Annotated in this window: 23 protein-coding genes; 9 read left to right on the top strand and 14 right to left on the bottom strand. The window is 66.3% G+C overall.

From position 1 onward, the window contains the following. Nucleotides 1–15: 15 nt before the first annotated feature. Both KF715_10405 and KF715_10410 read right to left on the bottom strand, forming a co-directional pair. A complete protein-coding gene (locus tag KF715_10405) occupies nucleotides 16–1,698 on the bottom strand; it encodes a phytase (GenBank protein ID MBX3737092.1) in 1,683 nt (560 codons plus the stop codon). A gap of 80 nt (nucleotides 1,699–1,778) precedes the next feature. Next, nucleotides 1,779–4,547 carry a TonB-dependent receptor gene (locus KF715_10410; GenBank protein ID MBX3737093.1) on the bottom strand — a complete coding sequence of 923 codons (2,769 nt, stop codon included), beginning with the start codon at nucleotides 4,545–4,547 and terminating at the stop codon, nucleotides 1,779–1,781. A 165-nt stretch (nucleotides 4,548–4,712) separates the two neighbouring features. Here KF715_10410 and KF715_10415 point away from each other — a divergent pair, with 165 nt between their 5' ends. The 6 genes from KF715_10415 (at nucleotide 4,713) to KF715_10440 (ending at nucleotide 11,674) form a co-directional block, all read left to right on the top strand. Then, a complete protein-coding gene (locus KF715_10415; protein MBX3737094.1) occupies nucleotides 4,713–5,441 on the top strand; it encodes an RNA methyltransferase in 729 nt (242 codons plus the stop codon). Between the two features lie 60 nt (nucleotides 5,442–5,501). Further along, nucleotides 5,502–5,900, top strand: coding sequence for a hypothetical protein (locus tag KF715_10420; GenBank protein ID MBX3737095.1), 399 nt, complete (start codon nucleotides 5,502–5,504; stop codon nucleotides 5,898–5,900). Nucleotides 5,901–6,021: 121 nt separating this feature from the next. After that, nucleotides 6,022–7,299, top strand: a complete 1,278-nt coding sequence (locus KF715_10425; protein MBX3737096.1) for a TolC family protein — start codon at nucleotides 6,022–6,024, stop codon at nucleotides 7,297–7,299. Further along, the gene (locus KF715_10430; GenBank protein MBX3737097.1) at nucleotides 7,296–8,069 is read left to right on the top strand and encodes a hypothetical protein; all 774 of its coding nucleotides are present in this window, start codon (nucleotides 7,296–7,298) and stop codon (nucleotides 8,067–8,069) included. Before KF715_10425 ends, KF715_10430 begins: the two co-directional genes overlap by 4 nt. Before the next feature lie 21 nt (nucleotides 8,070–8,090). Next, nucleotides 8,091–11,243: an efflux RND transporter permease subunit gene (locus KF715_10435; protein MBX3737098.1), complete on the top strand. Its 3,153-nt coding sequence runs from the start codon at nucleotides 8,091–8,093 to the stop codon at nucleotides 11,241–11,243. Continuing rightward, nucleotides 11,240–11,674 (top strand): hypothetical protein, encoded by a 435-nt coding sequence (locus tag KF715_10440; protein ID MBX3737099.1) that lies wholly within the window; start codon nucleotides 11,240–11,242, stop codon nucleotides 11,672–11,674. Before KF715_10435 ends, KF715_10440 begins: the two co-directional genes overlap by 4 nt. A 154-nt stretch (nucleotides 11,675–11,828) precedes the next feature. Here KF715_10440 and KF715_10445 read toward each other — a convergent pair whose 3' ends face one another. The 5 genes from KF715_10445 to KF715_10465 all read right to left on the bottom strand — a co-directional run bounded on the left by KF715_10445 (nucleotide 11,829) and on the right by KF715_10465 (nucleotide 16,938). Further along, nucleotides 11,829–13,634 carry a DUF885 domain-containing protein gene (locus KF715_10445; GenBank protein ID MBX3737100.1) on the bottom strand — a complete coding sequence of 602 codons (1,806 nt, stop codon included), beginning with the start codon at nucleotides 13,632–13,634 and terminating at the stop codon, nucleotides 11,829–11,831. Nucleotides 13,635–13,686: 52 nt separating this feature from the next. Beyond that, nucleotides 13,687–14,733, bottom strand: coding sequence for a Gfo/Idh/MocA family oxidoreductase (locus KF715_10450; protein ID MBX3737101.1), 1,047 nt, complete (start codon nucleotides 14,731–14,733; stop codon nucleotides 13,687–13,689). Continuing rightward, a complete protein-coding gene (locus KF715_10455; protein ID MBX3737102.1) occupies nucleotides 14,730–15,338 on the bottom strand; it encodes a hypothetical protein in 609 nt (202 codons plus the stop codon). The genes KF715_10450 and KF715_10455 overlap by 4 nt, the downstream gene beginning before the upstream one ends. A gap of 8 nt (nucleotides 15,339–15,346) precedes the next feature. Continuing rightward, nucleotides 15,347–16,351 carry an AAA family ATPase gene (locus KF715_10460; protein MBX3737103.1) on the bottom strand — a complete coding sequence of 335 codons (1,005 nt, stop codon included), beginning with the start codon at nucleotides 16,349–16,351 and terminating at the stop codon, nucleotides 15,347–15,349. Between the two features lie 74 nt (nucleotides 16,352–16,425). Beyond that, nucleotides 16,426–16,938 (bottom strand): thioredoxin family protein, encoded by a 513-nt coding sequence (locus tag KF715_10465; GenBank protein ID MBX3737104.1) that lies wholly within the window; start codon nucleotides 16,936–16,938, stop codon nucleotides 16,426–16,428. Nucleotides 16,939–17,127: 189 nt separating this feature from the next. Here KF715_10465 and raiA point away from each other — a divergent pair, with 189 nt between their 5' ends. Continuing rightward, the gene (gene raiA, locus KF715_10470; GenBank protein ID MBX3737105.1) at nucleotides 17,128–17,484 is read left to right on the top strand and encodes a ribosome-associated translation inhibitor RaiA; all 357 of its coding nucleotides are present in this window, start codon (nucleotides 17,128–17,130) and stop codon (nucleotides 17,482–17,484) included. Between the two features lie 174 nt (nucleotides 17,485–17,658). Here raiA and KF715_10475 read toward each other — a convergent pair whose 3' ends face one another. The 5 genes from KF715_10475 to KF715_10495 all read right to left on the bottom strand — a co-directional run bounded on the left by KF715_10475 (nucleotide 17,659) and on the right by KF715_10495 (nucleotide 22,033). Continuing rightward, nucleotides 17,659–18,396: a TerC family protein gene (locus KF715_10475; protein ID MBX3737106.1), complete on the bottom strand. Its 738-nt coding sequence runs from the start codon at nucleotides 18,394–18,396 to the stop codon at nucleotides 17,659–17,661. Between the two features lie 100 nt (nucleotides 18,397–18,496). Beyond that, a complete protein-coding gene (locus KF715_10480; GenBank protein ID MBX3737107.1) occupies nucleotides 18,497–19,012 on the bottom strand; it encodes a hypothetical protein in 516 nt (171 codons plus the stop codon). A 70-nt stretch (nucleotides 19,013–19,082) separates the two neighbouring features. After that, nucleotides 19,083–20,030 carry an AEC family transporter gene (locus tag KF715_10485; protein MBX3737108.1) on the bottom strand — a complete coding sequence of 316 codons (948 nt, stop codon included), beginning with the start codon at nucleotides 20,028–20,030 and terminating at the stop codon, nucleotides 19,083–19,085. A 191-nt stretch (nucleotides 20,031–20,221) separates the two neighbouring features. After that, complete coding sequence (locus KF715_10490; protein MBX3737109.1) at nucleotides 20,222–21,451, bottom strand: NAD(P)/FAD-dependent oxidoreductase; 1,230 nt, start codon at nucleotides 21,449–21,451, stop codon at nucleotides 20,222–20,224. A gap of 144 nt (nucleotides 21,452–21,595) precedes the next feature. Then, the gene (locus KF715_10495) at nucleotides 21,596–22,033 is read right to left on the bottom strand and encodes a hypothetical protein (protein ID MBX3737110.1); all 438 of its coding nucleotides are present in this window, start codon (nucleotides 22,031–22,033) and stop codon (nucleotides 21,596–21,598) included. A gap of 182 nt (nucleotides 22,034–22,215) precedes the next feature. Between KF715_10495 and KF715_10500 the strand changes: the two genes are divergently transcribed. Both KF715_10500 and KF715_10505 read left to right on the top strand, forming a co-directional pair. Then, the gene (locus KF715_10500; protein MBX3737111.1) at nucleotides 22,216–22,590 is read left to right on the top strand and encodes a metallopeptidase family protein; all 375 of its coding nucleotides are present in this window, start codon (nucleotides 22,216–22,218) and stop codon (nucleotides 22,588–22,590) included. A gap of 103 nt (nucleotides 22,591–22,693) precedes the next feature. Next, nucleotides 22,694–23,386, top strand: coding sequence for a lipid-binding SYLF domain-containing protein (locus tag KF715_10505; GenBank protein MBX3737112.1), 693 nt, complete (start codon nucleotides 22,694–22,696; stop codon nucleotides 23,384–23,386). Nucleotides 23,387–23,683: 297 nt separating this feature from the next. Here the strand turns inward: KF715_10505 and KF715_10510 are convergent, their stop codons facing one another. After that, entirely contained in the window at nucleotides 23,684–24,292 is a 609-nt protein-coding gene (locus KF715_10510; protein ID MBX3737113.1) for a PEP-CTERM sorting domain-containing protein, read from the bottom strand. 2 nt (nucleotides 24,293–24,294) lie between these two features. Further along, nucleotides 24,295–25,404 carry a hypothetical protein gene (locus KF715_10515; GenBank protein MBX3737114.1) on the bottom strand — a complete coding sequence of 370 codons (1,110 nt, stop codon included), beginning with the start codon at nucleotides 25,402–25,404 and terminating at the stop codon, nucleotides 24,295–24,297. Between the last annotated feature and the right edge of the window lie 19 nt (nucleotides 25,405–25,423).

The following is a 25,423-nucleotide window of genomic DNA, read 5'->3' on the forward strand; positions in this document are numbered from 1 at the left end:
AGTCCGCAGATGCCCCTATTTCGCCGGTGCCGGCAAATCCGCCCCGGCAATCTGCTCCCAGCCGTAGTAGTGGAACACGCGGCCGTTGGACATCGCGACGAACAGGCCGTGCGGGAACAACTCGCCGAGCGGCTGCGCGGTCACGTCGCTGCCGTCGCTTTCGATCGCGGCGACGTCGACGATCTTCACCGCGCGATGCTCGTGCGGGTGGCCGGGCGCGCCTTCCCGCGGGAAAAGCCAGAACTTGTTCGCCTGCTGGTCGGACACGATCACATAGCCGGTGCCGTCGGGGCGCTTCCAGATCGAGATGCCTTCGTGATCGCCGGCGAAACCGCTCTTCGCGAAACACGCGAGTTCGCGACCGGCGTCGGGCGCGTCGGGATCGGCGGCGTATTTGCGGACGCCGAATTGCTCGTCGGAATAGTAGACGTAGCCGAGCTCGGCATCGACGGCGATGGCCTCGATCTCCTTCTTGCCGCTGTAGGCGCCGAACTGGCGGACGAGCGTCATTTTCACGTGGCCGGAACCGTCGTCCTCGAGGCGGTATTGCCCGATGTAGCCCTGCGCCGGTCCGGACTTGCCGCCGACGAACGCGAACATCGCGCCATCGCGCGGGCGGCGGTAGAGCGCGATGCCCATCGGCGCGCGGCGCGGATCGCCATCGAACACCACGAGGTCGCCTTTATCGACACAGGTCATCTCGGGCAGCGTGAAGATACGCAGGCGCTTCTCCTCGCGCTCGGTCGTCACCGCGATCGCGACGTCGCGGCCGCCGAGGCGGAAGCCGTCGGCGATGTCGACGTTGTTGGGCCGCTTGAGGCCGGGGACTCGGCGCACGATCTTGCCGTGCAGGTCGAAAACGTAGAGCGCGCCGTCGGTGTCCTTGTCGGTGCCGACGATGAGGCTTTGCGCGGGATCGGCGGGATTGATCCAGATCGCCGGGTCGTCGGTGTCGTGCTGCACCGGCTCGGTGACGACGCGCGGCGAGAGCACGCCGGCCTTCCAACCGGGCAGCGCGGCGGCGGCTGGCGTGGCGGCGAGGCGTCTGGCCTCGGCGAGCGCGCGCTGGAAGTCGACCTCGTCCGCGTCGTTCCATTGCACCCGTTCGCGCAGGAAGTCGGCCCAGAGGAATTCCTGGAAGAACACGCCCTTCAACTCGGTGAAGGCACCGGCGTCCATCAGCGCCCAGGCGAGGCCGCGCCACGGATCGCGCTGCATCTCGAGCAGCGTCGCCGGCAATTTGTCCGGCGCGACGGGCCGGCCGGCGGCGTCCTTGAGATAGGTGTAGTTGCTCGCCTGCATGCGCGCCCAGAACGCGGCGGGCGCGAGCGCGGACCAGTTGGCGAAGACGTGGGCGTAGACGGTCTTGTCGGCGTGCTGCGACTCGAGGAGGGCGCGGATCGTGTGGTGTCCGTCGGCCATGAACGGCACGCCGCCGGGGCCGATGACGATCGGGACGTCCTTGTCCTGCAGGTAGGCGGCGAGCGCCGCGGCGTCCTTGGCGTCGAGCTTGGCGCGCTTGAAGAGCACCTCGCGCCAGCCGAGCGCGGCCTGCGTCGGGTGCAGCGCGCGGGCGTCGATCGTGCAGGCGGCGCCGGCGGTCAGGTCGGCGCGGAACGGCACGTAACCGGGCGCGGCGGCGCGGGTGTCGATGCAGCCGAGCGCGCACAGCAGGAAGGCGGACAGGAGGCGTTTCATGGGGGAAAATTACCGGGCTGCCTCACTCGAGACAGCCCGGACGTGGCACACAACACAGACACAAATGGCGGCGGAGGGGCTCAGAGTTTCCAGCGGACGCCGAAGTTGGCGGTCCAGCCGTATTCCTCGAACTGGCGGAAACGGGTGCGGGCGGGCGTGAAGGCGACGCGGAAGGGCTCGTTGGTGAGGTTGAGGATCTCGCCGAACAGCTCCCAGCCGCGGCTGAGGCGGTAGCTGGCGTTGAGGTCCCATTGTTTGAAGTTGTCGATGTAGATGTCGTTCGCCGCGACGTCGCCGATGGCCTCGTCTTCGCGCAGATGCGAGCTGCGGTAGTTGAACGAGAGACGCACGAAGAGGCCGTGCGCCTCGTAGCTGAGCGCGGCGTTGGCGTTGCGCGGCGACTGGCCGATGAACGGTGCCTTCTCGAAGGTGTTCGTCGCGGTGCGCAGGTAGGTCGCGCTGCTGTGCGTGAGCGTGTAGTTCGTCATGAACGTCACGTTGCCCAGTTCGCCGGGGAGGAAGTCGAGGCGGCGGGTGAACGCGGCCTCGAGGCCGCTGATGTCGCCCTCCGGGCCGTTGACGTAGGTGGTGAGCAGGTAAGTGGGATTTGCGGCGTCGCCGTTCGGCACGGAAGTGCGGTAGGTGAAGTTCGTGATCTTCTTGTAGAAGCCGGCGAGCGAGACGACGCCGAGGCCGTGGAAGTAGTGTTCGGCCGACGCATCCCAGTTGACGGACTCGAGGGCCTTCAAGCCGGGGTTGCTCTCGGTGACGGTCTTGGCGTCGTCGTTGACCGAGCGGATGAGCGCGCTCTCCGAGAACGCGGGGCGCGCGACGCTGTTGGTCCACGAGGCACGGAGGACGGTCTGCTTGTCGAGGTCGTAGCGCAGGTAGACGCCGGGGAGGAAGTTGTTGTAGCTGCGGTCGCGGTTGGCGCGGGTGAAGGTGGTGACGCCGCCGACGATGCGCTGCTCGTTGCCGCTGGCGGAGAATTCCGTGCGCTCGTAGCGGGCGCCGCCGGAGACGTTGAGGTCGCCGAAGGTCACGCCGCCCATGGCGTAGCCGGCGAGCACGTCCTCGTCCGAGCTCCAGTCCTCCTGCTCGCTCGACACCACGTCGCGCGTCTCGGTGAAGGCGGCCTTGTTCTCGACGAATTGCTTCGTGAAGGCCTCGGCGTTGACGCGCGGGCCGCGGAAGAAAGCGTAGTCGCCCTGCATCTCGGCGAGCGAGGCAAACGTGAAGGTGGCGGGCGCGGTGAAGTTGGACTGCTCGCGGTTCTGCGCCTTGGTCTTCTGGCGGAGCTGCGCGCCGAATTTCGCGAAGGCGCGATTGCCGGCGGCAGTGGCGAAGTCGCGGCGGGCGTTGAAGGCGTAGTTCTGCTCGCGGTCCGAGCCCCAGGCGGGCGCGGAGCGGAGGCGGTTGAGCTCGTTGAACGACGCCGGGTCGCTGATATCGGTGCCGGCAGTCTGCGTGACGACCGGCGAGTAGAGGCCGGGGAACGCGTAGGTCCAGTTCGTGCCGCGCGCGCTCTTGCGGAAGATGACGGTGTCCTCGCGGCGGTTTTCGTTGCCGCGGCTGAAGGCGACGCGGCCGTCGAGGCGCCAGTCGGCGACCGTCTTCTCGAAGCCGGCGGAGTAGGACGTGAGGTCCTGCTGCTTTTCGCGGTTGCGGAGCTGCTTGTTCTCGCGGCGCACGCTGGTGAACGTCGCGGACGTCTCGCTCGTCACGACGGCGCTCGAGGCCTCGGAGAACGGGATGGTGGTGACGTAGCGGTTCTCGCGGTCGGTGAAATAAGAGTAGAGGCCGCGGACGTAGAAGAGCGTCGACGGATCGGGGCGGAACTCGAGGCCGGCGTTGGCGCCGTAGCGCGTGCGGGTGATCTCGTATTCGCGGTAGTTGATGTCGGGCAGCGCGAGGACGGTGTTGCCGGCCGGCGCGGCCCAGCTGCCCGAGGTCTCGATGTTGTCGGAACCGAAGCGGCGCTCCTGCCAGGTCGGCGAGAAGATGAAGCCGAGCTTCCCGTCGTTGAGGATGTCGGAGTAGGTGCCGTTGAACTTGCTGCTCAGGCGCTCGCGGAGGTTGTTCCACTGGCCCTGGGCGGCGAGCTGGAGCTGGCGGCCGTCGGCGTCGAAGGGGCTGCGCGTCTTCAGGTTCACGCGGCCGCCGAGGCCGTCGATGTCGAGGTCGGGGCGCGGCACCTTCGTGACCTCGAGCGCGCCGAGGGCGTCGGACGGGATGACGTCGAGCGGCACGGTGCGCGCGCCGCGGTCGGGCGAGGTCATGGCGACGCCGTTGAGCTGCATGCCGTTCAGGTCGGGCCGGATGCCGCGCACGACAAGGAAGCGGCCCTCGCCCTGGTCGCGGTAGAGCGCGACGCCCGGGATGCGCTGCGCGGACTCGGCGGCGTTCTGGTCGGGGAAGCGGCCGATGTCGTCGGCGGCGACGACGTTGGTCAGCGTCTCGGCCGCACGCTGCTCGTTGAGCGAGCGGGCGGTGCCGACGTTGGCGCCGGTGATGACGAACTGCGCGAGCTTCACCACGTCGCGGTTGAAGACCGGGTCGAGGCGCGTGACGCCGGCGGCGTCGACCTCGAGCGAGAGCTGGAGCGGCGCGTAGCCGACGTAGTTCACCTCAACCAGTTGCCGGCCGGCCGGCACGCCAGTCAGCGTGAACTCGCCGGTCGTTTCCGAGTAGGTTTCGACGCCGCCGGCGGTCACACGCGCGCCACCGAGGGCGAGCTTGGTGTAACCGTCGGTGACGCGGCCGCTGATGGTGCCGGCGTGCAGGCCGGCGAGAGCGGCGCCGGCCAGGAGCACGGTGCAAAGGAGACGGAGGAGGTGGCGTGAGGTCATGGTGTGCAGGATCAAGAGTCGCGCGCACCCGAGCGGGGCCGAACGGCCCGGTCAACGCGCGACCGGTCGCGTCGCCGAGATGTTACCGGCGCGCCACGCGTCCGTCACAAAACGCCCCGCAAAGTCGGATTTGCGCCGCGCCCGCGCAGCCGTTCTCCTCGCTTCATGCCGCTCACCAAGGCCGAGATCGCCCGCCTCCGCTCGCTGCAGGACAAGAAGCACCGCGAGTCGCTCGGGCTGTTCGTCGTCGAGGGAGAGAAGGTCATCGGCGAGCTGCTCGCGGCGAAATTTCCCTTCGTGGAAGTCTACGCTACCGACGCGTGGCGCGCTCCGGTGGACTTCACGCCCATCTCGCCCACCGAGATGGAGCGCCTCAGCCATTATCCGACGCCTTCGACCGTGCTCGCCGTCGGAAAGATCGTCCGTCAGCCGCTCGCGCCCGGCGCGCTCGACCGGGGCCTGACGCTCGCGCTCGACGGCATCCAGGACCCCGGCAACGTCGGCACGCTCCTGCGCATCGCCGACTGGTTCGCCTTCGACCGCGTCGTGCTCTCGCCCGACTGTGCCGACCTTTTCTCGCAGAAGGTCATCAACGCCAGCATGGGCTCGTTCGCCCGCGTCGCTGCGCACACCGCGCTGCTCGCCGACGCGCTCGCCGGCTGTGGCGCTCCGGTGCTTGGCTGCGATCTCGTCGGCGACGACGTCCACGCATTGCCGCCGCTGCGCGAAGCCGTCGTGGTCATCGGCAGCGAAGGCCGCGGGCTCTCTCCCGCCGTGGCCGCGCGCGTGACCCGGCGCGTGACGATTCCGAAGTTCGGCGGCGCCGAGTCGCTCAACGCCGGCGTCGCCGCCGCGATCGTGTGCGACAACTTGCGCCGCATCGCTCGCGGCTGAGCCGAAAGCGCCAAGCCGCGCGTCTTGACTTCGCCGCTCGTCCGGGAATCTTCCGCGGCAGTGCCGCGCCTCCGTCCGCTTCCGCTCGCCTGCCTCGCCCTCGCCCTCTGGCTGTGGGGCACGCAGCATTGCACGCTGGAAGCGGCGGGCGTGCTGGACCACGTCGGCATTGCCGCCGCCTGCGATTCCGATGACAGCGGCCACTGCGTGGCCGACGGGTGCGACACGCTCGAGAACGGCGCCTATCGCGTCACCGACGACGCCGTCCACGTCCCCGCGCCCGAGGCGGTCTGCCCGGACTGCTGCCTCTGCCTCGCGCTGCTCGCGCCGCTCGCCGAGGAGCCCGTCTGTTTTGCGACGGCCCAGCCCGTCCTGTCCGATTTGAGCTGGGTGCCTGTGTGGCATTTTGAGCGCCGGATGGCTCCGCCATCGCGCGCCCCTTCCCTGCTCCGCGCCTGATTCGTTCCGTCGCGAACGGATAGGCTGAACCTCGCGCCCGCACTGCGGGCTTCTCCGTCACCCGCATGGCCGTGCCATGTCCGCACGCCGCGATTTCCCCTCACGTCCGTTTCCTTCTTTCATGAAAACTTCGTCTCTTCTGCTCGCTCTCCTGCTCGCGTCCGCCTCGGCGCACGCGCAATCCACTCCGCCCGCCGCGTCATCGCGGAGCACCGGCGACCTCGTCGCCGAAATCCTCGACCACAACCCCGAACTCGCGCACTACACCGCCGAGATCGACGCCGCTCAAGCCGGCCTCACCGCCGCCAGCTCGCGCGACAATCCCGTGCTCACCGTCGAAACCGGCCGCAAGCGCGTGCACGACTCTGCCGGCGTGCTCGCGGGCGAAGGCGCGGTGTGGTCCGCGTCCATCGCGCAAACCTTCGACTGGCCCGGCCGCCTCGCGCTCCGCAAGGCCGTCGCCAACCGCGACGTCGCCCTGGCCGAACTCGGCCTCGCGCGCTTCCGCGCCGCACTCGCGCAACGCGCGCGCGTGCTGGCGTTTTCCCTCCACGCCGCGCAGGAGCGCGCCGCCGCCACGGCCGAAGTCGCCGCGCGCTACCGCGCGCTGCGCGACCTCTTCCTCGCCCGCGATCCCGGCGGCATCACGCCGCTGCTGGAGACGCGCGTCCTCGAGGCGCAGGAACTCGCCCTCCAGCGCCGCGCCACCGACGCGCAACTCTCCCTGCACGCCGCGCTCGCCGAGCTGAACCAGCTGCGCGGACAATCCGCGGACGCCCCGCTCGCGATCGCGGATCACGCCGAGCGGTTCGCCGCCGCGCCGGAGCGCGAAGCGCTGCTCGTCACGGCGCGCGAAAACAACTTCGAGTTCCGCTCCGCCAAGCTCGAGCTCGAACAGCAGGGCTTCGCCGTCTCGCTCGCGCACCACGAACGCCGGCCGAGCTTCACCGTCAGCCCCTACGTTACGCAGGAAAGCGCCGGCGACCGCGAGCGCACCGTCGGCGTCGGCCTCTCGCTGCCGCTGCCGGTGAGCCGCCGCGCCGGAGCCACCGTCGTCGCCGCCGAGGCGCGCCGACGCCAGGCCGAAACCGCGGTGCTCGTCGCGCAACGCAACCTCGAGCGCGAGGTCCTCATTGCCGCCCAACGCTACGCCGCCAAGACCGCCGAAGCGGCCGACTGGACGCCCGACGCCGCCAAAAAATTCCGCGAAGCCGCCGACCTCGCCGACCGGCACTACCGTCTCGGCGCCGTGCCGATCGCGACCTACGTCGAACTGCAGAATTCCTACCTCGAGGCGATTGACTCGCTTTGCCAAACGCGCCTCGACGCCCTCGACGCCGCCGGCGCGCTCGAATTGCTGACCGGCGTCACGCTGGTCGACGCGGAGGTGCGTCCATGAACGCAGTCTTCCGATTCCCGCTCGCGCTCGCCCTCGGCGTCGCGCTGGCGCTCGCGGGCTGCGGCCAGCCGCACTCCCACGACGACGGGCACGACCACGGCAAAGAGTCCAAGAGCGAACCCGCGCACGATCACGCCGCCGAAGCGAAGGGCGGCGACGATCACGAAAAGGAACGCGACCACGATCATGACCACGAGGAGGAAGCCGGCACCGCGGCGCGCTTCGAGGCCGACCATGGCCTCGAACTCGCCCCCGAAACCGCGGCCGCCATCGGCCTGACTTCCGCCCGCGTGCAAACGCGCGCGATGGCGGCACGGAGCGAAATCACCGCCACGGTCTTCGACGCCGGTCCGCCCGCGCGCGCGAGCGCGTTCGTGCCCGTCGCCATCGCTGAAACCTTTGCCAGCGATCCGCGCATCCTCGCGGCGCATCGCGACACCTTGAATGCGCTGGGCCAGATCGAACTCGTCGTGACCGTTTCCGGCAATCCACCGGTCGGCTCGACTCATGCGCTCGAGCTTCGCGCGCCTCCGCGCGAGGTGCTTTGCGTGCCCGACGCCGCCGTGCTGCGCACCGCTACCGGCGTCTTCGTCTATGTGCAGCGCGGCGAACACTGGTCGCGCACCGCCGTGACTCCGGCCGCCAACGCGGACGGTTTCACCGCGATCGCCGACGGCCTAGGCGCCAGCGACACCGTCGCGACGTCCGCCGTCGAACATCTCTGGCTCACCGAGCTGCGCCTGACCAAGGGCGGCGGCCACAGCCACTAAAACCTTCTCTTCAATTCTTCCATGATCGACCGCATCTTGAATTTTTCCCTGCGGCAGCGCGTGTTCGTGCTGCTCGGGGCGCTCGCGCTGCTCGGCGCGGGCATCTGGGCCGCATTCCACCTGCCAGTGGACGCCACGCCCGACATCACCAACGTCCAGGTTCAGGTGAACACCGAGGTCAAAGGCCTCGCGCCCGAGGAAATCGAAAAACTCGTCACCTTCCCGCTCGAGATGGAGATGAGCGGCGTGCCCGGCATGACGGAGCTCCGCTCGCTCTCGAAGACCGGCCTCTCGCAGCTCACGCTTGTCTTCGCCGACGGCGCCGACATCTACCGCGCGCGCCAACTCGTCAGCGAGCGCCTGCAAAGCGCCGCCGAGGAACTGCCCGCCGGTCTCTCGCCCAAGCTCGCGCCCATCACGACCGGCCTCGGCGAGATTTTCTACTACGTCGTCGACTACGCGCCCGACGCCGCGAACAAACCCGCCACGCGCGCCGAGCAATTGATAGAGCTGAAACTCCTCCACGATTTCGTGGTGAAGCCCGCGCTTCGCACCGTGCCCGGCATCGCCGAGGTCAACGCCTCCGGCGGCTATGAGAAGCAGATCGTCGTGTTGCCGCGTCCCGACGCGCTGCTCGCCACCGGCATCACGTTCAACGATCTCGCCGACGTGATCGCTGAGAACGTTGAGAACGCCGGCGGCGGTGCCGTGCAGATTGGCGGCGAACAGATCGCGATCCGCGCCGACAGCCGCGTGCAAACCGCGGCCGAGATCGCGAATCTCCCGCTGAAATTCCGCGGCGCCGCCGCCGCGCCGTTGCTCGTGCGCGACGTCGCCGAAGTCGGCATCGGCTCCAGCCTGCGCACCGGCTCCGCCACGCACAACGGCCGCGAAGCCGTGCTCGGCGCCGCGCTCATGCTCTCCGGCGAGAATTCCCGCATCGTCGCCCGGCGCGTCGCGGAGAAGTTGGCGGAAATCAAGCCGCGCCTCCCCGCCGGCGTGACGCTCGAGACCGTCTATGACCGCACCGATCTCGTCGACCGCACCATTGCGACCGTGGAGAAGAATCTCTTCGAGGGTGCGATTTTCGTCGTCGTGGTCTTGCTCGCTCTGCTCGGCAACTGGCGCGCGGCGCTGATTGTGTCGCTCGCGATTCCGCTGTCGTTCCTCTTCGCGATCACCGGCATGGTGCGCTTCGGCGTCTCGGGCAACTTGATGAGCCTCGGCGCCGTGGACTTCGGCCTGATCATCGACGGCGCTGTCGTCATGGTGGAGAACATCGTCCGCCGTCTCGGCGAGCGACAGCACAACGCTGGCCGGCTCCTGAACTTCAGCGAGCGACTCGAGACGGTGCTCGCCGCCGCGAAAGAAGTCGGCCGACCGACCTTCTTCGGCGTGTTCATCATCACGATTGTCTATGTGCCGATCCTCACGCTCACCGGCATCGAGGGGAAAATGTTCCAGCCGATGGCGCTCACAGTGATCTTCGCGCTCGTCGGCGCGCTCGTGCTGGCGCTCACGCTCATGCCCGTGCTCTGCGCCTACCTGCTGCGCGGCCGCATCGCCGAGCACGACAACTTCGCGATTCGCGGTGCCAAGGCCGTTTATCGGCCCGTGCTGACGTTCGCGTTGCGCGCCCGTTGGTTCGTCGCCGGCGGCGCCCTGGCGCTCTTCGCGCTCGCGGTCGTCGTGTTCACCCGACTCGGCGCGGAGTTCGTGCCGCAGCTCGACGAAGGCTCGTTCGCCGCGCACATGATCCGCACAACCAGCATCGGACTCGACGCCGCCGTGACGATGCAGGAACAGACCGAGCAGGTGCTGCGCGTAAAATTTCCGCAGATCACGCACACATTCTCGCGCATCGGCACGGCGGAAGTCGCGACCGACCCGATGGGCGTGAACGTCGCCGACACCTACATTTTCTACCGCCCGCTCAGCGAATGGCCGAAGGACGAACACGGCCACACGCCGACGAAGGACGAAATCGCCACCCGCATGGCGCTCGAGCTGGGCAAGCGCTTCCCGGCGCAGGCGTATCTGTTCTCTCAACCGATCGAGATGCGCTTCAACGAAATCCTCGAAGGCACGCGCGCCGACATCGCAGTGAAGGTCTTCGGCGAAGACTACGCCGAGATCGAACGCATCGCGTCCGAAGCGCGCGAAATCCTCGAGCGTGTGCCCGGCGCCGCCGACGTCGAGTTCGACGCGCTCGGCAAGGCGCCGATGCTGGAGATCAAACTCCGGCGCGACGCCATGACCCGCTACAACGTCCACGCCAGCGAGGTGAACGCGACGGTCTCCGCCGCGCTCGCCGGGCACGAGTCCGGCGTGATCGTCGACGGCAATCGTCGTTACCCGATCGTCGTGCGCTTGCCCGAGCACCTGCGCGCGGCCTTCGACGAGTTGAAGCACCTGCCGCTGCGCTCGCTGCACGAGGAAGGCGTCATCACGCTCGGTCAGGTCGCGGATTTCGTCGTGAACGAGAAGGTGAACACCATCGCGCGCGAGTCGGGCCAGCGCCGCGCCGCGATCATGGTCAACCTGCGTGGGCGCGACGTGGAGAGCTTCGTCACCGAGGCGAAAGCCAAAGTCGCCGCCGAGATAAAGCTGCCGCCGGGCTACACGATCGAGTTCGGCGGGCAGTTCAAGAATCTGCAGGAAGCCCGCGCGCGCCTCGGCGTCATCGTGCCGGCGGCGCTCGCGGTGATCTTCCTGCTGATCTTCGCCGCGTTCGGCAGCCTGCGGCAGGCGCTGCTGATTTTCACCGGCATCCCGCTCGCCGTGACCGGCGGCGTCTTCGCGCTCTGGGCGCGCGACCTGCCGTTTTCGATCTCGGCCGGCATCGGTTTCATCGCGCTCAGCGGCGTGGCGGTGCTCAACGGCCTGATGCTCGTGAGCACCTTCAACCAGCTGCGCGAGGCCGGCCGCAGCGTGCGCGACGCCGTCGTTGAAGGCGCGCTCACGCGGCTGCGCCCGGTGCTGATGACCGCGCTCGTCGCCTCGCTCGGCTTCCTGCCCATGGCGCTGGCGAGCGGCGCGGGCGCCGAAGTGCAGCGACCACTGGCGACCGTCGTCATCGGCGGAATCGTCAGCGCCACGTTCCTCACTCTCGTGCTCCTGCCCGCCCTCTACGAGCGGCTCGAGCGCAACCAAGACCAAGAACCCTCCGCATGAGAACGCATCGACTCTCCCTTCTCTCGCTCGGACTCGCGCTGCTGGCCGGCTGCGCCACGCCGTTCCGCGCGCCGTCCGACGTCGCCCACCTGAAACTCGCTCGCGTCGACTCCGCGTCCGTGCTGATCGACAAGATCTGGCTCGAACGCGACAACGGCACGCTCGTCGTGCGTGGCTATGTGCACCGCAAACTCGATGCCACCACCACCGCCACGACGCATCTCGACGTGACCCTGCGCGACAGCGCGGGGCGCATCCTGCGGACACAAGCCGCGAGCTTCACGCCCGGTGAGATTTCGCTGCACAACCGGCCGCCGGCAGCCGCGAGTTACCGCGTGCCGCTCGATCCGCTGCCGCCGACCACGGCGCAGGTCGAAGTCCGTGCGCACGACGGCGCGTGCGCGCATTGGGCGCAGCGCGCGGCCTCGTAGCCATGCGCCACATTCCGACGCGTCGCTTCAGGTAGCCCGCAACTTCCGGGCGCGGGTGCTTTGAACCCGTCCTCGGAGAGGCCGGGCTACCCAGCGATCTCAGCGCATGACGGTGCGCTGCGTGTGGCGTTTTGGGGCCGGTCGGAGACCTGCCCTACTTCTGGCGTGCGATCCAGGCGCGGACGTTTTCCTCGAGCAGATCCATCGGCAGCGCACCGTCTTTCAGCACGAGGTCGTGGTAGTCGCGCAGGCTGAATTTCGGCCCGAGTTCCTTTTTCGCGAGTTCGCGCAGCTCGAGGATCTTCAACATGCCGACCTTGTAGGCGGTCGCCTGGCCGGGCCAGACGATGTAGCGGTTGGTCTCGGTGAAGATGTCGCGCTCGGGATTCGGCGTGTTCTGGCGGAAGTAGTCCATCACTTGCTCGCGCGTCCAGTGCTTCGCGTGCAGGCCGGTGTCGACCACGAGGCGCACGGCGCGCAGCAGCTCGTCGTAGAGGCGGCCGAAGTCCATCATCGGGTCCTGGTAGAAACCGAATTCCTTGGGGAAATACTCCGCGTAGAGCGCCCAGCCCTCGGCGTAGGCGGTGTTGCCGCCGAAGCGGCGGAAACGCGGGATGCCATCGAGTTCCTGCGCGATGGCGATCTGCATGTGGTGGCCGGGAATCGCCTCGTGGTGCGCGAGCGTTTCCATCTCGAAGATCGGCACGCCGCGCATGTCGATCGTGTTGACGTAATAGACGCCGGGGCGCGAACCGTCGGGCGCGGGCTCCTCGTAGAATGCGCCGGCCGAACCCTTTTCGCGGAACGGCTCGACGACTTTCACGAGCAGCGGCGCCTTGGGTTTCACGCCGAAGAACTCGTCGAGGCGCGCGCGCATCGCGTCGATGATCTCGTTGGCGCGCTTCATGTAGGCGGCTTTGCCCTCGGGCGTGGTCGGATAGTAATACCGGTCGTCACTGCGGAGATGCGCGAAGAAGGCGGTCAAATCTCCCTTGAAGCCGACGCGCTGCATGATCGCGCGCATCTCGCCGTGGATGCGCGCCACTTCGCGGAGGCCGAGCTCGTGCACTTGCTCGGGCGTCATGTGCGTGGTCGTCGATTGCCGCAGCATGAAGGCGTAGTATTCGCCACCGTCGGGCAGCTTCCACACGCCGTCGTCGGTCGTGGCGATTTTTTCGTGCCGCTCGAGCAGTGCGATGAGCTTGGTGTAGGCGGGTTGAACGTTTTCGAGCAACGCGGCGCGCGCGTCGGCGACGAGTTTCTCCTTGGTCGCGGCGTCGGCGTCCTTGAGCGCGCCGATTTTCGCCTGCGCGTCCTCCCAGAGCGCGCTGGCCTGCGCCGAACCATCGAAGGGCGCGCCGTGGATCACCTCGCGGCAGGACTCGATGACGAGGCCGTAGACGAATTTCGGCGGCATGATGCCCTTGGCCGCACGCACCTCGACGTTGGCGGAGAGTTGATCGAGGAGCGTCGTCATGCCGCGCAGGCGCGCGATGTAGGCGCGCGCATCGGCGACGGTGTCGACCCGATGGAAATTGATCAGAAACGCCGGCGCGCCCGAGTGCAGGCCGGACATCTGGTTGAGCGGGTAGCTGTGATAACGCCAGCGCCAGCCCTCGAGCGCATCCTCCGCCTGCCGCACGTAGAGGCGGTAGCTGGTCTTGGTCTGGTCGTCGAGCGACTCGAAATCGACCGAGCGTTTCAGCTCCGCGAGCTGCTGCACGCCGAGCAACAGATCCTCCAGCGCCTTCTGCTCCGAGAGGTCGTCCCACTGATCGTAGTTGGTCTTGAGGCCGAGCTGCGTGGCCAGCATCGGGCTGCGCGCGACACCTTCGTCGAAGAAGCGCTCGAACAGCGCGTTGGCCTTGGCGGATTCGGCCTTGATCTGGTCAGGCGTGTAGGCGGCGCTCGCGCTCGCGGCGGTCAGCGCGGCGGCCAGGAGGAACGTGGGGATTCGCATTCCGCGACCGTGTCGTGCGGGACCGCGCTCGGCAAGCGTGCGTCGACCAACGTCAATCGTAGCTGACGCCGACCTGCGCGAGCCAGTCGTCGAGCACGGCGGCATTGCCGAGCGAGTCGGCGAACGTCATGGCGGGCACTTCGCGCGCACCGGCGGCGACGGCATGCGCCAGCGCGTCGGCTTCGAGTGCGTAGAGTTTCTGCGTCGTCTCCGAGCGGACGATCTCCGGGTCGCGCCCGGCGCGATGCAGGGTGAAAGTATCCGCGCCGTCCCAGCCGCCGGGATGATATGGCGCCGGCACGTCGATCCAGCCGGCTTCGCCGTGAAGGCGCACGGCAACCTCGCGACGCAGCGTGGTGCCGCAGCAGAGTTCCGCCACGACGTCGCCCGGGAAGGTCGCGACCGCGGCCGCGTAGTCGTCCACGCCGGTGGCGGCGAGGCGATGGCCGACGGCCTTGAACTGTTCCGGTTCGGCGAAAGGCCGGCCGAGCGCCGCACCCGCCATGCGGCGCGAGTAGGAAACCGGGTAGCAACCGATGTCGAGGATGCCGCCGCCACCGAGCGCGCGGTTGAACAGCCGGTGGGCGGGATCGAAGGCACGGTCGAAACAGAAGGCCGCCCGGATGAGCAGCAACCGCCCGATGGCCCCGTCAGCGAGCAAGGTCGCGATCCGGTCGGTCTGCGGGTGACAGCGATACATGAACGCTTCCATCAGGCACACGCCGCCGGCGCGCGCCGCGGCAATCGCGCGCTGCGTATCGGCCAGGCGCAACGTGAGCGGCTTCTCGCACAGGATGTGTTTGCCGGCGGCGGCGGCGCGCTCGACCCACTCGAGGTGCGCCGGGTGCGGCGGGCTGATGTAGACGGCCTGCACATCCGGATCGGCGAGCAGCGCCGCGTAGCTGCCATGCGCGCGCACGCCGCCGAAGTCCGCGGCGAATTTCTCCGCCGCCTCGGGCGAGCGGCTGCCGACCGCGACGAGTTCACCGGTGTGCGAGGAGGGAAGCTCCTCCGCGAACTTTCGTGCGATACGCCCGGTGGCGATGAGTCCCCAGCGGAGTTTCTTCGGCTCGCCCGAGGTAGACGGTGCCGCGTTCATTCCAGTGCGGAGGCAAACGTCCACAAGCTCGCGAAGGCAGGGGAATTCCAGTCAAAGTAGCTCTGGCGGGCGGCAGCACCGACTTGCGGGTTGCCTACCCCGGCGATGGCGAGCAGCGCCTGCATCGTTTCCTTGTCGCCCGCTACCGGTGCACCTTGGGCGGCCATGCAGGCGGCGAATTGCCCGACGCATCCACGGTGGGCGGCGGTTTCCGCAGACAGGCACAGAGTTTCGATCATACCGGGAGAGAGATTGTCGGGCAGTATGAAGACGCCGATGGACAGCGCGCCCTCCGTCCACGCGCCCGGCGCGGCCGGTGCAGTGAGCCCCGATTTCTCCAACGCGTGGGCAACGCTCTGAAAGGCGCCCGCTGCATCTTTCTCCGCATCGCGAACGATGGCGAGCCGACGGCCGGTTTGACGGAAACGCGGATCGGTGCCCACGCGAGCGATCATGCCCGCGAGCTGGGAAACACCGCCGAAGTCCACGATTTGCGTGCCATCGCGCCCGAGATGCCCGAGCAGGTTGCGGAAGAACCATTCGCCAGTCTTGCCCTCCACAAGCAAAACGGAAGGCCGGTCGATGGATTTGAGCAGACCGGCCATGCGCGGGATCAACGGACGTCGATGAGCCCCTTGATGGACGCTTCCAGGGCTTCTTTGCCCAAGGTCTGGACGGACACCTCGCCCTCGACCTCGACCATGCGGTGCAGCGCGAAATCGTAGTCGAGCGTCTCGGCGTAGGTCTCGTGCGCCGCGACCACGCATTCCCAGCTGTGCGTCGTGGCAAAGACCTGGATGTTCTCGGACTCGGCGAGCTCGCGGATACCCTTCCAGACATCCGGAAGAATCTCGTGGTGAATGCCGTTCTCGATCTCGTCAATCAGCAGCACGTTGCTGCCGGAGGCGAGAATTTCGGAGTAGATCGCGAGCAGCCGGTTAAAACCCTGGCCGAGGTGGACGGCGGGGATTTTCTCGTCGAGGCCGAGATCGACGTAGATGAGCGAAGCCCCGTGGGGCTTGATCGAACGGACGGAGAGCAGGCGTGGCTCGAGTTTGCGGAGGAGCTTTTCCAAGCGTGCCTCGGCGCCTTTCTTCAGGACGACACGGTCATAATTCGCGGCGTCCTGCTGCGGGTCACTCGGGCGGGTGGAGAGGGCGGAGACCCGGTATCCGGACAGTGGGTTTACCACCATGTGCCCGGCCTCGTTCACTTGGTGCGCAACCATAGAGCCTATTGACCCGATTTGCTGCGCATTGGAAAAACCAGGTATTCTCGGCCAATTACGACCTGTTGAATTGAAATTGAACATCTGCACTGCGAACGGACTGCTGTGGCGTTCCGTTTTACCCAAAAGCAGGGCTCGAGCTGACTCATCACCATTGGGCAAAAGCCATTTCCAGAAATTTTGATCTTGGTCGCCTAGATTAGCTGCGTTCCGGAAAATAGCGGGTAGATTGCCGAATTTCCCGCTGTGATCCAGCAGCAGCATGATCGCCTCGAGCAGCGCGGTTTTGCCAGTGTTGTTGCGGCCGGAAATGAGATTCACCCGCTTGAATTGCGGGACATCAAGCGAGCGGAAGCGCTTGAAGTTCTCAATGTGCAACGACCGGAGCATAGCGCGGAATTGTCACGATAGACTGGGCGAAGTAAATGGCAGAAACCATCCGCGCCACCGCGCTCATGTGCGACTCAGTGGTTCCACTTCTCGTTCGTGTCGTTCACGAGCGTCTGCAGCAGGTCGAAACGGACTTCGCCGTAGTTGAGCGCGTAGCGGAGCCGGCCGGCGCGGAAGACCCACGTCGTGGGCAGCCACGTGACGGGCAGGCCAAGAAACGCGTTCATGCGCTCCGGACCGGCCTTGGAAGTCGGATTGGGATGGGTGAGCAGTTTGAGGTTCGGCTGCGTGCCGAGGCCGGCCGCGGCGAGCTTGGGCGCCGGGTCCAGACCGCGATGCCAGATATTGAGGAAGACGAACTTCACGTCGGGGTTCGCGCCGATGAATTTCGTCCAACCATCCGGCGTCATCTCCGCGCGGCAATTCGGACACCACGGCGCCCAGAAATGCACGATCGTGACGTGCGGACCAGCGACGATCTCGCCGACCTCCTGCTCGAGCGGCGGCAGTGACGGTGCGGTCGGGGCCTCGGCGCGCAGCAGCGCAGCCACGGAAAGGAACAGGCAAGCGATCAGGGGACGGATCATGCGGGCGAAGATGCGCGGTCGAGGCGTTTTCGCCAGCGCCGAGTGAATCACCAATTCGCCGGGAACCCCCATTAACAGGTTCGCCGATTTCCGGCATCAGCGAGCCTTGAATCACCGGAAGACGTTGTAATTTCATGCCCGTCGCAACCCAGCTAGTGTCTACTTCCCTCACTTCCCCAACCCAAAATCATGAACGACAAAATCCACGTTCGCGGAATCCACCTCACCCTCACTCCCGCCCTCACCCAGGCAATGCATGAAAAGGCCGAGCGCCTGCTCCGCCATAATTCGCACATCATCCGCATCCGGCTCGACCTCGAGTTCCACGACACCAAGGCCCCCGAGCAGCGCTTCATCGCGAAGGCGCAGGTGGAAATCGACGGCCCGGACCTGGTCGCCTCCGCCACGAGCGAGGACGGCTACAAGTCGGTCGACCTCGTCGTCGACAAACTCGACAAACTCATCCGCGAGCGTCACGCCAAGCGCGTCCACGTCCGAAACGACTCCGATCGCCAGGCGCCCGACGTGCTGCACGGCAAAGTCTGAGCGCGCCGCGACGCCACGGAAAGACGTCGCATGAAATTCGAAGCGCGGCCTGCGGGTCGCGCTTTTTTATTGGCGCAAGTGAAGCGCATTGAATCTCAACGCGCCTCACCGCGCGCCTCATGTAGGCAGCGCGCTGGCGCGCGCCCAAGGGCGCTGGCCACCAACCTCAGTTCCTCACCGATACGGCTGATGCAGCGCGACCGGCTGCGTCTTCTTGCGCAATTTCAGGTTCAACATCTCGACGCCGAACGAGAACGCCATGGCGAAGTAGACGTAGCCTTTCGGGATGTGGAAGCCCATGCCCTCGGCGATCAGCGTCGTGCCGATCAGGAGCAGGAACGACAGCGCGAGGATCTTCAGCGTCGGATGTTTGTTCACGAAGTCGCTGATCGCGCCGGCCGCGAGCAACATGACGCCCATCGCGAGGATCACCGCGGCGATCATGATCGCGAGGTGCTGCGCCATGCCCACGGCCGTGATGACGGAATCGAGCGAGAACACGACGTCGAGCAGCATGATTTGCACGATGACCTTGGCGAACGACGCCGCGACTTTCGTGGACGCGTGACCCTCCTCGCCCTCGAGTTTCTCGTGGATTTCGTGCGTGCTTTTGAAAAGCAGGAACAGGCCGCCGAGGAGCAGGATCAAATCACGACCGGAAATGCCGTGGCCGAGCACGCTGAAGAGCGGACTCGTGAGCTTCGCCATCCACGCGATGCTCGCGAGCAGCGCGATGCGCGTGATCAGCGCGAGGCTGAGGCCCGTCTGCCGCGCCTTCGGCTGCTGCGCGGCCGGCAATTTGCCCGCGAGGATGGAAATGAAAATGACGTTGTCGATGCCGAGCACGATCTCGAGCCCGGTCAAGGTGAGCAGGCTGATCCACGCCTGCGGGTCGCTGAGCCATTCGAACATAATGCCGGCGAGTCAGCCGCACGCCGCCGTGCGCGTCAACGTGTCGCGCGTTGGAAAAATCGGCGAAAACTCTCCCCGCGTCTCCGGCGGTGCGTGTGCGTCAGGTTTTCGGGTTGCGGAGCGCCGACCCGATCAGCGCCAGCGCGACCACGAGGAGCGCGTAGGGCCAGTAGTGCTGCATCGTCCGCAGGAAATCGCGCACCTCGGGACCGCCGCTCACGACCACGCCGGCGAAGGCCAGACCGCCGGCCGGAAACACGGTCCAGCCACTGCGGGTTTTTGGCCCGAAGATCAGCACCGACAGCAACGAAATCAGCAGGAACCCGCCGGCGAGGGAGAACAGGAAAGCCGCCGGGCCGTAGCTCGCCTGCAGCCAGGCGCCGATGCCGACGCCCAGCAACACGCCGCCCGGAACGAGCAGACCGCAATTGCGCGTGAGCGCGGCCCAGATGATGAAGGCCACGCCGAGAAACGGCAGAAACGCACGCCCGGCGAAACCCGGCGGCAAATACGGCGCCGCGAGTGCGGCCAGCGCCACCGCGAGCAACACGCCACCAGCCACCAGGCGACCGCGGCGGATTTCACCGGAAGAGGAAGTCGAAGCGCTCTCGTTCATGGTGCCTCAGCCTACACGACGGCACGGTTCGCGCCCAGTGTCGAAAGTCATGCCGGACGTCATGCGCCGGTCACGGCGCCACCCAAGCGAGTCCGGTCTGAATCCAAAACGGAATCGTGAACAATCCCACCGCCGTCGTGCCGAGCACGATCTGCACGGCGACGAGCGGCTGTCCGCCGTAGACGCGGGCGATGATGATCGGAATCACCGCCGAAGGCATCGCCGCCTGAATGACGAGGATGCGTTTCAGCTCCGGGGAAAACGGCCCGAACTTCGCCACCACGAGAAACAACAAGGGCAACACCAGCAGCCGCACCGCCGCCGCGCCGAGCAGCACGCGCGGCGCGATGAGTTTCCCCCACTCGCCGACATGCGGCTGGATGCTCACGCCGGTCATGATCAGCCCGAGCGGAATCATGATCAGCCCGACCGCGTGCACCGCACTCATCACCGGCCCGGGAATCAGCGGCCCGAGACCGGTCAGATTCACCGTCAGCGCCGCCAGCAGCGCGAACAGCGGCACGTTGAGAATCCGCCGCCAACCTTCGCGCAAACCGAGGCCGCTCACGATGAGCACGCCGCCGGTCCAGATCGCGGCCTCGACGCCCATGTTGTGTGTCAGGAGCAAGCCGCGCGCCTCCCCGCCCCACATCGCGTCGACGATCGGCAGCGGCAGGTAGCCGTAGTTCGCGAGCCCAGCCGCGAGGCCGAACGTCCGCAACCCGGTGCCAACGTGCAGTCCGATCGCCCGCGCCGCGAACAGCGCGAGACCGAAGCTCGCCAGCGTCAGTGCGAAACCGGCGAGCGGCGCGAGCAGGAGGTTACCCGGCTGGCGCAGCGCGGCGTTGCCCACCACCGAGTCGAAGATCAGGCACGGTGTCGCGACCTTGATCACGACGTTGAACAAACTCTCCTCCGCCTCCGCCTTCACCCACCCCATCCGACGAAGGCCGATGCCGAGCAAGACAACCAGAAACACCGGCAGCACGGTCGCGAAAAGTTGAGCGTAGCTGGTCATCAAGTTGGATGGAAAGTGGAAGACGGAGAACAGAGAACGAGGGATGGAAATTCAATCGCGCTGTGCGTGCAGTAGCCGAAAGCGGTTCGTCGGTAGGGCGAGACGCTGAAGCCGCCGCTGGCGCGGCATCGCGTTCTCGGCAGGCCCAGCGGTCCCGCCCTACCTCACGCAACGCCGCTCCGTCCTCCGAACTACTCCGCCATCGCGCGGCCGGCGAGCCAGCCGGTCGTCCACGCCGCTTGAAAATTGAAACCGCCGGTCACGCCGTCGATGTCGAGCATCTCGCCCGCGAAATGCAGTCCGGGCACTAGGCGGCTTTCCATGCGCTTGAAATCCACCTCGCTCAGCCGCACGCCGCCGCAAGTCACGAACTCGTCCTTGAACAAACTCTTTCCCTTCACGGCGAACTCCGCCTCGGTCACCTGCGCCGCCAGCGCGCGCAACGCCGGGTTGCCCACGCTCGTCCACGGCGCGTTGGCCGCGATGCCGGCGGCGACGACGAGCCGCTCCCACAGACGCAGCGGCACGCCGAGCGGACTCCACGTCGTGACCTGCTTGCGCGGCTCCGCGCCGCGGGCGCGCTCGAGCTCGGCGCGTGCGGTCTCGGCGTTGAATTTCGGCGCCCAGTTCACCCGCAAAGCGAATTGGTAATTGCGCTCCGCGAGCAAGCGCGCGCCCCACGCGGAAATTTTCAGCACCGCCGGGCCGCTCAGTCCCCAATGCGTCACGAGCATCGGCCCGTGTTCCTTGAGTGAGGTGCCCGCGACAGCCGTCGCGGCGTCCTCGACGGAAACGCCGGCGAGATCCTTCAGTCGCGGATCGTCGATGTGAAACGTGAACAGCGACGGCACCGGCGTCTCGAGGTGGTGGCCGAACGACTGCGCGATCGCGAAGCCGGCGTTCGACTTGTTGCCGCCGGTGGCGAGCAGCAGGCGATCGGTCGTCACTTCCTCGCCCGTGGTCAGCTCGAGATGGAAGCCGCCGCTGGTCGGCACGCGCAGCGCGCTCTTCACGCCGCATTGCGGGCGCACGACGACACCGGCCTTCCGCGCGGCGCCGAGCAGCGCGTCGACGATCGTCTGCGAATTGTCGGTGACGGGAAACATGCGTCCGTCCGCCTCGGCTTTCAGCGTCACGCCGCGCGCGGCGAACCACTCGACGGTGTCGCGCGGCTGGAAGCGGCTGAACGCACCGGTGAGCTCGCGGCCGCCGCGCGGGTAGCGCTTCGCGAGGTCGCGCGGCTCGAAGCAGTGGTGCGTGACGTTGCAGCGTCCGCCGCCGGAGATTTTCACCTTCGCGAGCGTGTGCGCCGTCGCTTCGTAGAGCGTGACGCGGCAGGCGGGATTCGCCTCGGCGCACGCGATGGCGCCGAAGAATCCCGCTGCACCGCCGCCGACCACGCTGACCTGCCGCTCATTCATGGAGGGCGCAGCGTGCGTCGCGCGCGCGGGGTTGTCCAAGGCGAAAAAAAGGGGCGCCGCGACCCACCCCTGGATCGCGGCGCCAACTGCACACACTAGCAAACCTACCGCATGTTTCGCGTGTTGGTAGGAAGCGGAAAAAACTTACTTGCCCTCGGGCGGCGGCGGCGGGCCGTCGTGATCGGGGCCGCCGTGGCCTTTGCGATCCTTCATGCGCTCCTTCATTTTCTCACGCATGGCCTGGGCCTTGGTGCGCTGCTCGGGCGTCAGGACGGCATCGACCTTGGCTTCGCGCTCCTTGTTCAGCGCCTGCGACTTCTCGCGCTTTTGGTCGCGGGAGAGACTTTTGTCTTCGCGGATCGCCTCAAGCTGCGGGCGATACGACTCGTTGATGGCTTTGATCTGCTTCTCCTGGTCTTCCGAGAGGCCAAGCTCCTTGGCCATCCGGGCGCCGAGCATTTCGCCGCGCGGCGGACGATCTCCGCGCGGGCCCTTCGGACCGTCTTGCGCGTTGAGGTTGGGGACGACAGTGGCGACCGCGAGGGCGGCGGCGAACAGCAGAACTTCGGTGGAACGTTTCATGATTTTGGGTTCGTTGAATTCGGGCTACAGGGGGCAAAGACGCGTGCGGCGCGCGATCGTTTCAGCCACGGGCATCTTTTTCTTGGCGAAAAACTGGCCCGGCGGCGTAACCGCAGCGGTTTGCCCAGCGTAGCCGGCCTCCGCCATTGCGCCGGCGATCGTTCGGGGCTTCTGTGTGCCGCGTGCAATTCCCCGCTCTTGTCCGTATCGCCCAGGAGACCGTGGCCGCGGCGCAACGCCGGCTGCCGGCCGAAGTGCGCAACGTGGCGGCGGCGGTGCCCGTGTGCTACGAGACCGCGCCGAACGACGCCATCCTCGCTGAGGGTTGGGAGCCGGACATCCTCGGCCTCTTCGTCGGCCACGAGCACGGCGGCGAATTGCGCGACGACCACGCGCCGCTGCCGCCGCAAATCCTGTTGTTCCTCGACAATCTCTGGGACTACGCGGAGGGCGACACGGGCATCTTCCGCGACGAGGTGCGCCTTACCTATCTGCACGAACTGGGGCACTATCTGGGCTGGGACGAGGATGAGGTCGCGCAACGCGGGTTAGAATAGTGCTTTCACTCGGGAACCTCACCCAATCTTCGCTTTCATTCCTTCTGCGATTGTGTTTAACCCTCCGTCGTCCGGCCGCATAGGCCGCCCCCGACCAAGCAACATGAAGAAGCTCCTCAACGCCTTTGTCCTCCTGGCCACGCTCGCCGCCGCCGTCGGCGCGCACGCCGTCACGATCAAACGCGAGACGCTCGTCGAGCGCCTCGATACGTGCGAGGCCATCCTGCAAGACCTGCAATCGAGCACGAAGACCGCCATCCCGGCCGATATCCTTCATCGCGCGCAAGGCATCGTCATCGTCAACCAAGTGCAGGCCGGCCTGTTCCTCGGCATCAAGGACGGCTACGCCGTCGCCCTGGTGCGCCGCCCGAACGGCAAGTGGTCGATTCCGGTTTTCCTCCGCGCCGGTGAAGCCTCCTTCGGTCTCCAGGCCGGCGTGAAGGCCGTCAACACCGTCATGGTGCTCCTCGACGACTCCACCGCGCGCCTGCTCCTCAAGAGCCGCTTCAACTTCGGCGCCGAAGCGAAGGCCATGGCCGGCGTCCGCGGCGGCGAGCGCGAGGCGGTGAACAAGCAACTGGTCGAAGGGGCCAACGTCCTCGTCTATTCGCTCCAGGAAGGCTACTACCTCGGTGCCGCCGTGAAGACCGGCTTCATGCAGCCCAACGACGAGGCGAACCGTGTTTTCTACAACACGAACAATCGCCTGCCCGAGCTGCTGTTCTCCGACTGGACCACGCCGCCGGCCGAGACGCGCTTCATCATGGATTACGTGGCGCGCCTCACGAGCCGCTGAACCGCCGCCGCAGTATCCCTTCACCCACTCACGAACCCGCCGATGATCGGCGGGTTTTTTTGTTGGGCAATCCGGAAGCGTGCCGCGCCATTGAGGGGCGGCCAGCTGTGCCCGGCGCCACGCAGAAGCCTCCCGCGAATGACGCGAGTCGACACGACTACAGCAACCGCGAGCTGCGGGCGCACGACGCTCTGGCCGCGGAATTGACAAAGGTGCTGTGTTCGGGCGCGCCGGGCGGGCACAAAAAAATCCCGCACCAAGCGGTGCGGGATTCGGAGAAAGAACGTGGTGCTCCGCTCAGGCGGCGACGCGACGACGGTAAGCGACCAAGCCAACCGCGAGCAGACCGAGAACCGCCGCATAGGTCGCGGGCTCCGGGACGGCGCTGGTGATCGCCGCAGTCTGAATGTAGATATTGCTTCCTGAAGGGTTCAAAGTTCCAACCACCGCGGTCGTCCCAACATCATCCACTGTCCAGATCGTCGGGTCGGGAGAGGAACTCGCCGGGAACAGCCACGTGTTATTGGTGAAGAGCACCCATTCCGTAACCCCGTTGGTGATCGTGGTCGTGTTGTAACCCCAAATGTAGGCCTGACTAGATGTCGCGAACGCACCTGCGTTGGAAGACAACGTGGCCGTTCCATCGAAGTGCGTGAAAAGATCATCCCAAGGCGTGGACCCGTTGGTGGCGATTGTCGTGAAATTTGCTGCCCAACTAGCCGTGTTCAGAGCGGTAGGCGAAAAAGCGCCAAATGATCCGATGCTGAAGGTGAAGCCGTTCGTAAGGTCCGCTCCGGTGCTCGTCTTGCCGACCTCAAATGCGCTCGACGAAAAGGATATCTCAACAGCCGAAAGGCGGGAGAGACCAAGAAGAAGGAATACGAGGCCTATTTTTTTTGTGCTCATTTTCAATAGATGTAAGGGACGCTGTAATTCAAATCTTGGGAAATCTTCTGGATAATCACACCGGCAGTGGCACCGAAAAGCGATTCAGCGCTGCGGTTGGTGTTGCCACCGCCGGAGAGAGTCCACTGCTCAATGCTGCCGTTCGCGTTTCGCAACAGGTAATAGATTTTATAGATTTCGTTCTCGTTGAGCAGAATCTTGTCGGCCGAACTGACCGAGGTAGCACCCTGCATTCCATTCGCGACGCTCATCAAACGCTGTAGGGGGGATTGGTCAGTAGGCCACGGCTGCGCGACAAGATTTTTCCCAGCAGCCAGTGGCTGCGAGAAACTATTGGTTCGAATCTCTCCAAGCCATGTGAGTGTAACCGGGGTCGCTGCGTTTCGCGCAACGACGAAACCTGTTCCGGGCGCAATGACTTCACCATCGCGATTCGTATTGCCGCCACCGGACTTGGTCCACTGTGCAATGGTGCCTTGGGGGTTCTTGAGAAAGTAATAGATCTCCCAAGCTTGGGTTTGAGGATTCAGGAAGCGGACTTGATCAGCAGTAGATACGCTAGTTGTCCCCTGCATCAGCTGATTATCCTTCGTTCCGAAGAGCTGGCCGATGGTCACGTGCGGACGGATGACCAACGAGTAACCGGCGAGGCTCGCGGTGTCGGGCACGGAGGCCAAGGTGCCGCGCTGAGCGAGGGTCACCGTAATCGAGCCGTTCGCCGAAGTCTGTGTTGCCGCGACATCGACATCGAAGCGATCGCCAACGTAGGTGCTGGTCGGGCCGGCAGTGAATTCGACGTAATAAGCCGTGCCGGTCGTCAACGCCGCCCCGACGTTCGCGCCGCTGCCGGTGAGCGTAACGGTGTTGCCAGAGACACTGGCCACCACGCCGCGATACACGGCAGCGTTCACCAAGCTCATTCCGGAAAAGCGGGTGCCGGGGCTGATGGAGACCTGCATCCCACCCACGGGAGGCGTGTAGGCGACGTCGGCCGCGAAGGCGGCAGTGGCCGAGAGGGCTAGAAGGGCGGCTAGCTTACGCACGGACTCATCCAAGTCGAAATACTCGCGCAAGTGCAACGAATTCCTGCGGATGAAACGAAAGGTTTTCATGCTGAGTAGGAAAATACCT

The sequence above is a fragment of the Candidatus Didemnitutus sp. genome (assembly GCA_019634575.1).
In the GTDB taxonomy this organism is placed as follows: Bacteria; Verrucomicrobiota; Verrucomicrobiia; order Opitutales; family Opitutaceae; genus Didemnitutus.

Coding starts and splice junctions, on each gene's coding strand:
- KF715_10405 (MBX3737092.1), bottom strand. CDS start 1,698: ATGAAACGCCTCCTGTCCGCCTTCCTGCTGTGCGCGCTCGGCTGCATC.
- KF715_10410 (MBX3737093.1), bottom strand. CDS start 4,547: ATGACCTCACGCCACCTCCTCCGTCTCCTTTGCACCGTGCTCCTGGCC.
- KF715_10415 (MBX3737094.1), top strand. CDS start 4,713: ATGCCGCTCACCAAGGCCGAGATCGCCCGCCTCCGCTCGCTGCAGGAC.
- KF715_10425 (MBX3737096.1), top strand. CDS start 6,022: ATGAAAACTTCGTCTCTTCTGCTCGCTCTCCTGCTCGCGTCCGCCTCG.
- KF715_10430 (MBX3737097.1), top strand. CDS start 7,296: ATGAACGCAGTCTTCCGATTCCCGCTCGCGCTCGCCCTCGGCGTCGCG.
- KF715_10435 (MBX3737098.1), top strand. CDS start 8,091: ATGATCGACCGCATCTTGAATTTTTCCCTGCGGCAGCGCGTGTTCGTG.
- KF715_10440 (MBX3737099.1), top strand. CDS start 11,240: ATGAGAACGCATCGACTCTCCCTTCTCTCGCTCGGACTCGCGCTGCTG.
- KF715_10445 (MBX3737100.1), bottom strand. CDS start 13,634: ATGCGAATCCCCACGTTCCTCCTGGCCGCCGCGCTGACCGCCGCGAGC.
- KF715_10450 (MBX3737101.1), bottom strand. CDS start 14,733: ATGAACGCGGCACCGTCTACCTCGGGCGAGCCGAAGAAACTCCGCTGG.
- KF715_10455 (MBX3737102.1), bottom strand. CDS start 15,338: ATGGCCGGTCTGCTCAAATCCATCGACCGGCCTTCCGTTTTGCTTGTG.
- KF715_10460 (MBX3737103.1), bottom strand. CDS start 16,351: ATGCTCCGGTCGTTGCACATTGAGAACTTCAAGCGCTTCCGCTCGCTT.
- KF715_10465 (MBX3737104.1), bottom strand. CDS start 16,938: ATGATCCGTCCCCTGATCGCTTGCCTGTTCCTTTCCGTGGCTGCGCTG.
- raiA (MBX3737105.1), top strand. CDS start 17,128: ATGAACGACAAAATCCACGTTCGCGGAATCCACCTCACCCTCACTCCC.
- KF715_10475 (MBX3737106.1), bottom strand. CDS start 18,396: ATGTTCGAATGGCTCAGCGACCCGCAGGCGTGGATCAGCCTGCTCACC.
- KF715_10480 (MBX3737107.1), bottom strand. CDS start 19,012: ATGAACGAGAGCGCTTCGACTTCCTCTTCCGGTGAAATCCGCCGCGGT.
- KF715_10485 (MBX3737108.1), bottom strand. CDS start 20,030: ATGACCAGCTACGCTCAACTTTTCGCGACCGTGCTGCCGGTGTTTCTG.
- KF715_10490 (MBX3737109.1), bottom strand. CDS start 21,451: ATGAATGAGCGGCAGGTCAGCGTGGTCGGCGGCGGTGCAGCGGGATTC.
- KF715_10495 (MBX3737110.1), bottom strand. CDS start 22,033: ATGAAACGTTCCACCGAAGTTCTGCTGTTCGCCGCCGCCCTCGCGGTC.
- KF715_10505 (MBX3737112.1), top strand. CDS start 22,694: ATGAAGAAGCTCCTCAACGCCTTTGTCCTCCTGGCCACGCTCGCCGCC.
- KF715_10510 (MBX3737113.1), bottom strand. CDS start 24,292: ATGAGCACAAAAAAAATAGGCCTCGTATTCCTTCTTCTTGGTCTCTCC.
- KF715_10515 (MBX3737114.1), bottom strand. CDS start 25,404: ATGAAAACCTTTCGTTTCATCCGCAGGAATTCGTTGCACTTGCGCGAG.